General features: G+C 77.3%; 6 protein-coding genes. 5 read left to right on the forward strand and 1 reads right to left on the reverse strand.

Going from position 1 to position 6,458, the window contains the following annotated elements; genetic code table 11:
- Positions 1–233 precede the first annotated feature (233 nt).
- Positions 234–1,973, reverse strand: a complete 1,740-nt coding sequence (locus tag U5M74_RS16070) for a PQQ-binding-like beta-propeller repeat protein (protein WP_410909927.1) — start codon at positions 1,971–1,973, stop codon at positions 234–236.
- 144 nt (positions 1,974–2,117) lie between these two features.
- Between U5M74_RS16070 and U5M74_RS16075 the strand changes: the two genes are divergently transcribed.
- The 5 genes from U5M74_RS16075 (at position 2,118) to U5M74_RS16095 (ending at position 6,319) form a co-directional block, all read left to right on the forward strand.
- Positions 2,118–2,711 (forward strand): dihydrofolate reductase family protein, encoded by a 594-nt coding sequence (locus tag U5M74_RS16075; RefSeq protein ID WP_410909928.1) that lies wholly within the window; start codon positions 2,118–2,120, stop codon positions 2,709–2,711.
- Between the two features lie 122 nt (positions 2,712–2,833).
- Positions 2,834–4,759: an ABC transporter ATP-binding protein gene (locus tag U5M74_RS16080; protein ID WP_410909929.1), complete on the forward strand. Its 1,926-nt coding sequence runs from the start codon at positions 2,834–2,836 to the stop codon at positions 4,757–4,759.
- 123 nt (positions 4,760–4,882) lie between these two features.
- Positions 4,883–5,500, forward strand: coding sequence for an HU family DNA-binding protein (locus U5M74_RS16085; RefSeq protein ID WP_410909930.1), 618 nt, complete (start codon positions 4,883–4,885; stop codon positions 5,498–5,500).
- 138 nt (positions 5,501–5,638) lie between these two features.
- Positions 5,639–5,983: a metal-sensitive transcriptional regulator gene (locus U5M74_RS16090; protein ID WP_410909931.1), complete on the forward strand. Its 345-nt coding sequence runs from the start codon at positions 5,639–5,641 to the stop codon at positions 5,981–5,983.
- Between the two features lie 27 nt (positions 5,984–6,010).
- Positions 6,011–6,319 (forward strand): heavy-metal-associated domain-containing protein, encoded by a 309-nt coding sequence (locus tag U5M74_RS16095; protein ID WP_410909932.1) that lies wholly within the window; start codon positions 6,011–6,013, stop codon positions 6,317–6,319.
- Positions 6,320–6,458: the final 139 nt, after the last annotated feature.

A 6,458-nucleotide genomic window follows, 5' to 3' on the forward strand; every position in this document is an offset into this window, starting at 1 on the left:
CCCCCCCCCCCCCCCCCCCCCCCCCCCCCCCCCCCCCCCCCCCCCCCCCCTTCTTCCCCCCCCCCCCCCCCCCCCCAAAAAAAAACCTTTGCCCCCCACCTGTCCCCACCCCCCCGCCCCCCCCAACCCCCCCGCCGCCCCCGTTTTGTGGGGCCACCAACCCCCGCCCCCGCCCCGGCGCTGCCGGGGGGTTGTTCGCCCCCCACAACCGTCTCCGGGCGGGCTCGGGGAGGCTAGCCGAGGCCCTCGACCCGGTCCAGGCTCCCGCGCACGAGGTGCCCGCCGATGGCGGCCGTCCACTGCTGCTCGCCCGCCAGCGGCTCAGACCAGACGGCCTCGCCGCCGGCGAGGTCAAAGGCCGTCCACGCCGCGTCCCCGTCCGGCGAGCTCCAGGCGGGGGTGAGCACGACGACGCGGCGGCCGTCGGTGAAGACCGTCCCGAACCCCGCCGCACCCGTCGCGATCGCCTCGGCGGTCGCCTGGTCGACGTCGGTGGTCCACCGCGGCCTGCCGGTGGCAGCGTCCAGACCGACCAGGTCGCCCCGCGCGAGGGCGACGATCGTGCCGTCCACCAGGGCGAGCACGCCGTCCGAGGTGCCGGGACCCGCGGCCCACACCTGGCTCAGGTCGTCGGTGCGCAGGGCGACGAGCGCCCCGCCGTCGTCCGCGAGCAGCAGGCCGGGGTCGGTGTCGTCGACCGCCACCGGGACGACCGGCGGCCCGGGCAGCTCGCCCACCGGCACCCCGCCACGGTCGACCAGCGTCCAGGGGAGGGAGGTGTCGACCGTCCGGCCCCCGCCCGGCAGGACCTCGGCCGGCGGGGGCACCGCGTACCCGCCGCCCGCCGCGACCGCCGGCTGCGCCCGCGGCGAGCCGCCGTCCAGCCGCACGCCGTCGGTCGTCAGCACGGCGGTGATCCCGCACCCCTCCACGGAGACGACGCCGCCCGCGGCGTACACCTGGAGGCTCGTGTCCCCCAGGAGCTGCGGCACGCCGCCGTCCGCCGGCCAGCTGACGCAGGAGGACGCGTCGTGGGCGGGCTCGGCCCGCACCGTGGTCGACCAGCGCTCCCGACCCGTGACCGCGTCCTCGAGCACGACGCGCAGGTCGCGCGCCGGGACGGGACCCGCCGTGCGCCACTCGCCGGTGTCGGAGACGTCGACCAGCTCCGGCACCACGGGCGGGTCGCCCACCCGGGTGAGCCGCAGCAGGTCGCCGTCGGACGTCGGCGTCACCACCGTGGCCCCGGGTGGCTCGCCCTCCATGCCGAAGCCGGGCAGCCCGTCGACCCCGGGCAGCGGACGCTCGGCGACCGCCTCGCCGTCCACGTCGAGGACCAGGGCGGACCAGCCGTCCTCACCCGGCACCACGCACACGAGCCGGTCGGTCGGCGCCAGGGCGGCGGTGGGTCCGAACCATCCGACGCTCCCGTCGCCGCAGGCGGGCTGCCCGCTCGTCTCCCGGCTCCAGCGGACCTCGCCCGTCGCCGGGTCGAGCGCGTGCAGCGTGACGGGAGGGCCGCCCGGCGCCCCGGAGGTGGACAGCGACGAGTCGTCCTGGTGCTCGGCCACGACGAGCAGGGAGCTCAACCGGGCGACGGGCCACACCGGGCCGCCCGTCTCGAAGGTCCACGCGGTGCGCGGCGGGGCGGACAGGTCGACGACGCCGCCCGGCACGGCCCGCAGGAGCTCGACGCGGCGCTGGTCGGCGACCGTGCCGGCGACGCCGGCCCCCGCGACGACCGCGAGCGCCGCGACGCCCGCGATCACGAGACGGGTGCGCGGCTGGCGCGCGAGCCACCGCCCGAGCCGGGCCCCGCGGCCGGGCTCCCGGGTGACCGGGTCGGCAGGGTCCGACCCACCGTCGGCCGAGGTCGCGGCGCGGGCGGGCAGGGGCGCGCCGGCGCCCTCCTCCTCGTCGTCCGGCACCAGCTCGACGATCAGGGGGCGCTCGCTACCGCGACCTCGGGGCACGCGCCGAGGCTAGCCCGGACCCCTCCGCGCGCGGCGGACCCCCGCGGGTGATCGCGCCGTTTCCCGTGGAACACCGCGCCGCTCCGGCACTCCACGCCCAGGACCCGACCGATGAGCGCGCCCCCGCGGCGCCGTCCACCAGCCATGACCCGCGTCATCGGCGACATCACCGTGTCCCTGGACGGCTTCGTCACCGGCCCGGACCCCGGCCCTGAGCGCGGACTGGGCCGCGGCGGCGAGCCGCTGCACGCCTGGGTGTTCAGCGACGACCCCGTCGACCGGGAGGTCGTGGCCGCGGCGACGGAGCGCAGCGGCGCGGTGATCATGGGGCGCCGCCTGTTCGACGTCGTCGACGGCCCGCACGGCTGGACGGACGAGGTCGGCTACGGCGCGCGGCACGCCGCGAAGCCGCCGTTCTTCGTGCTCACCGCCGTGCCGCCGGCGTCGGTGCGGCTGCAGCTCGACCTCGACTTCGTCACCGACGGTGCGGAGGCGGCGGTCGCGCGGGCGCGCGCGGCGGCGTCGGGCCGCGGCGACGTCGTCGTCATGGGCGGCGGCACCACCGTGGGCTCGCTGCTGGCCGCCGGGCTGCTCGACGCGCTCGTGCTGCACTGGGCCCCGCTGACGCTGGGCGCCGGCACGCCGCTGTTCGACGAGGTGGGGGCCGTGCGGCTCGCGCAGCGGTGGGTGCGCCCGTCGAGCGACGCGGTGCACGTCGAGTACGACGTCGTCGTCTGACGCCTGGCGGCTCCCTCCGCTCCGGGCGGAACTCCGCGCCGCCGCCGGCGGTTGTACGAGCCGAGAGGCCCTGCCCGATCGACCACGTCGACGACTGTTGACGACAGGACGGAGCGTCAACCATGGTTGACACCATGAGCCCGGACAGCCCACCCACCGCGACCGCGGACCCCGCGCCGACGACGGCCGACCGGCCCGGCCGCGAGCGCCTGCGCATCCTGTTCGCGTTCGTGCGCCCGCACCGGCGCACGCTCGCCCTGGGCCTCGCCCTCGGGCTCGTCGGGACCGGCATGAGCCTGGCGACGCCGATGGTCACCAAGTGGGTGCTCGACACGCTCTCGAGCGGCGCGGGGCTCCTCGCGCCGGTGGCGTGGCTGGTGGCGCTCATGCTCGTCGGGTCGGTCGTGGGCATGTACCAGTGGATGCTGCTGGGGCGCCTGGCGGAGGAGATCGTCTACGAGGCGCGCGAGTCGCTCGTGGTGCGCTACCTGCGCGCGCGGGTCGGCGCCATCACGTCGCGCCCGGCGGGCGAGCTGGTCACGCGCGTCACCTCGGACACGCTGCTGCTGCGCGAGGCGGCGTCGAACAGCCTGGTCAGCCTTGTCAACGGCGTCGTGTCGCTCGTGGGCACGCTGGTGCTCATGGCGGTGCTGGACCTCGTGCTGCTCGCCTCGACGGTCGCCGCGATCGTCGTCGTCGCCGTCGTGATGAGCCTGCTGCTGCCGGGCATCGGGCGGGCCCAGCACCGCACGCAGGAGGCGGTGGGACGACTGGGCGGCGCGGTGGAGGGTGCCGTGCGCGCCGTGCGGACCGTTAAGGCCAGCCGCGCCGAGGAGCGGCAGGGCCGCGCGATCCTTGCCGACGCCCGCGACGCCCGGCGCCACGCAATCACCGCGGTGCGCACGGAGGCCGTGGCGTGGACCGTGTCGTGGGGCGGCATCCAGCTCGCGATCATCGTCATCCTCGGGCTGGGCGCCTGGCGGGTGTCGCAGGACGCGCTCGCCGTCTCCAGCCTCGTGGCGTTCCTGCTGTACGCGTTCAACATCGTCGGCCCCATCACCGAGCTCACGCAGGCGTTCACGACGCTGCAGTCCGGCATGGCCGCCGCCGAGCGCATCCGCGAGGTGGAGCAGATGCCGCTCGAGACGGAGCCGCACGAGCCCGCCAGGACGCGCCCGGCGACCGACGCCCCGGCGAGCACGACGGCGGGCAGTGCGGCGGGCGGTGCGGCGGACGGTGCGGCGGGCGGTGCGGCGGACGGCGCGGCGGACGGCGCGGCGGCGCCCCCGGTCGTGAGCCTGGTGGGCGTCACGGCGGGGTACGCCGAGGACGCGCCGGTGGTCCGGGACGTCTCGTTCGACGTCCCGCGCCACGGGCACGTGGCGCTCGTCGGCCCGTCCGGTGCGGGCAAGACGACGATCCTGTCCCTGCTGCTGCGCTTCCTCGACCCGCAGGCGGGCGAGATCCGGCTCGCCGGCGCCCCGTACGACCGGCTCACCCATGCCGAGGTGCGCGAGCACTTCGCCTACGTGGAGCAGGAGACGCCCGTGGTGCCGGGCACCATCCGCGAGAACCTGCTGTTCAGCCGCCCCGACGCGAGCGAGGACGACGTGCGCCGGGTGCTGGCGGCCGTGCGCCTCGACGGCGACCTCGCCGCGCTCCCCGACGGCCTGGACACCTCGCTGGTGTCGTCGTCGGTGTCCGGCGGGCAGCGGCAGCGGATCGCGCTGGCCCGCGCCCTGCTGCGCGAGCCCGCCGTGCTGCTGCTCGACGAGGCGACGTCGCAGGTGGACGGCCTCACCGAGGCGGCGATCCACGACGCGATCCGCGCGCAGGCGCGCCGCGGCGCCGTCGTCACGGTGGCCCACCGGCTCTCGACGGTGCTCGACGCCGACCGGATCCTGGTGCTGGAGCAGGGCCGGGTCCGGGCGGCCGGCACGCACGAGGAGCTGTACGCCGGCGACGAGCTGTACCGCGACCTCGTCGCGGCGCTGCGCATCGCCGTCGACGACGCCGACCACGACGCGCACGCGGCGCCGGTGCGCTGACATCGGCGGGCGCAGCGGCGCGCGGCGCTCCGCCGGGAGGCAGGCGCGCCAGCACCCCGCCTCCCGGTGCCGTCACCGGCGGGTCCTGGTTGCATGGGGACCACCCGGAGGACGGAGAGCGCCGTGAACAAGTCCGAGCTCGTGGAGACCGTGGCCGCGCGGACGGGGTCGAGCCCCGCAGAGGCCCGGCGGCACGTCGAGGCCGCGCTGCACGCCATCACCGAGGCGGTCGCCGTCGGTGACCGCGTGTCGCTGGTCGGCTTCGGCACGTTCGAGGGCGCCGACCGCCCGGCCCGCACCGCGCGCGACCCGCGCTCGGGCGATGCCGTCGACGTGCCGGCGGCGCGGGTGGCGCGCTTCCGCGCGGGCGCCGCGTTCCGCGACGCCGTGGCCGCGGGCGAGGCGCCCGACGTCCCCGCGGTGGTGACGGCCCCGCCGCCCGCCCGCCGCGGGGCGACGGCGGACGACGTCGTCGGCGACGCGGACGCCGACGCGGCGGGAGGCACGAGGTCCGGGGGCGGCCGCACGTCGCACCCGCGGGCCGACCAGGTCGCTGGCGTTGCGACCGCGGCTCCGGAGAAGGACCCGAAGGCGTCGGGGAAGGCGTCGGCGAGGTCGACGAAGGACGCCAAGAAGGACGCCAAGAAGGACGCCAAGAAGGCGGGCAGGAAGGCGAAGGCGCACGACGCGGCCGGCCGGGCCGCGAAGAAGAGCAGGAAGGCCGCCGCGTCCGGCACCTGACGGTAGCCGCTCGCCGCAGATGCCCACCGCAGCCGGCGACGGCCGACCACCCGCGCCCCGTCGCCAGCCCCGGCGCCCGTGAGCCACGTCCCGGCCACCCCTCTTGACTTAGTACCCCCCGGGGGTATCTTGGTGGGTATGGACGAGACCACCACCTCCGCCGCCGCGGACGTCGTCGCGACCGACGCCGCGCCCGAGGGTCCGCACGGGTACGCCTCGGACAAGGCGGCGTACCTCAAGCGCATGCGGCGCATCGAGGGACAGGTGCGCGGCATCGCGCGCATGATCGACGAGGACGTCTACTGCATCGACATCCTCACGCAGGTGTCCGCGGTGACGAAGGCGCTCCAGGCCGTGAGCCTGGCGCTCGTCGAGGACCACCTGGGCCACTGCGTCGTCGACGCCGCCCGGCAGTCGCCGGACGAGGGCGCCGCCAAGGTGCGCGAGGCCGCCGACGCCATCGGCCGCCTCGTGCGCAGCTGACCACCGACCGGAAGGAACCCACACCCCATGACGACCGTGACCCACCTGTCCGTGACCGGCATGACCTGCGGCCACTGCGTCTCCTCCGTGACGGACGAGCTGCTCGGCGTGCCCGGCGTCCAGGACGTCCTCGTCGAGCTGCGTCCCGGCCAGGCCTCGTCCGTGCGCGTGATCTCCGACCACGCCCTCGACGAGGCGGCGCTGCGGGCCGCCGTCGGCGAGGCCGGCTACGACGTCGCCGAGGTCGCCGTGGTCGACGACGCGCTGGCCGCCGAGATGTCCGAGCAGGCCCCCGCACGGCAGGCGACGCACACGCTCCCGATCGTCCCGAAGTGACCCGGGTGCGGGGGGGGGCGCCCCCCCCGGCCCCCCCCCCCGCCCCCCCCCCCCCCGCCCCCCCCCCCCCCGCCCCCCGCGCCCCCCCCCCGGGGGGGCGGCCCGCCCCCCCCCCCAGGGAAAAGGTACCCCCGGACAC

This window comes from Puerhibacterium sp. TATVAM-FAB25 (assembly GCF_046535855.1).
Taxonomy (GTDB): Bacteria; Actinomycetota; Actinomycetes; order Actinomycetales; family Cellulomonadaceae; genus Puerhibacterium; species Puerhibacterium variabilis_A.

Bases quoted from the DNA above. Each gene is read 5' to 3' on its own strand.
- U5M74_RS16080 (WP_410909929.1), top strand. From the start codon at position 2,834: ATGGTTGACACCATGAGCCCGGACAGCCCACCCACCGCGACCGCGGAC.
- U5M74_RS16090 (WP_410909931.1), top strand. From the start codon at position 5,639: ATGGACGAGACCACCACCTCCGCCGCCGCGGACGTCGTCGCGACCGAC.
- U5M74_RS16075 (WP_410909928.1), top strand. From the start codon at position 2,118: ATGACCCGCGTCATCGGCGACATCACCGTGTCCCTGGACGGCTTCGTC.
- U5M74_RS16095 (WP_410909932.1), top strand. From the start codon at position 6,011: ATGACGACCGTGACCCACCTGTCCGTGACCGGCATGACCTGCGGCCAC.